The 524-nt window shown below is 48.5% G+C and carries 1 protein-coding gene; it reads right to left on the bottom strand.

Annotated elements, in window-relative coordinates:
* Positions 1–524: polyprenyl synthetase family protein (locus A3738_RS15715; protein WP_197473881.1), on the bottom strand; the 524-nt coding region annotated here is incomplete at both ends.

Here is a 524-nt window from a genome sequence, read left to right as displayed (position 1 = left end):
AGATAGGCAATCTTTGTGCAGACCTTCTAGCTTCTCTCTAGCGCCTTCAAGACCTAGCAGGGAAACGTAAGTAGGTTTGTTTAGTGCCTCGTCTGCACCGGACGTTTTACCAATTGTTTCGGTATTGCCCGTCACATCCAAGATGTCATCTTGAACTTGAAATGCCAGTCCTAGCGCTCGAGAGAAATCTGCCAAGGCGGCCAATTCTTTTTCAGATGCCTCAGCACACAGTGCGCCCAGTTCCACTGCAGCGCTAATCAGCTTGCCAGTTTTGTGATGATGCATGACTTCAAGCTGTTTTAATGACAGTGCTTTGCCTACCGAGTCTAGGTCAATTGCTTGACCAAGTACCATTCCTTCAGCACCGCTTGCTTTTGCGAGTGTTTGAATCAGCTTAAGTTTTGTTGCGTTATCTTGAGGGCAGGAGTTTGATGAAACTAATTCAAACGCCAGCGCCTGGAGAGCATCGCCGGCAAGAATGGCTGTAGCCTCGTTAAATGCGATATGGCAAGTCGGCTGTCCCC

It is taken from the genome of Oleiphilus sp. HI0066 (assembly GCF_001635725.1).
Note: the sequence above shows the minus strand (reverse complement) of the source record. Positions and strands in the feature narration are given on the sequence as shown.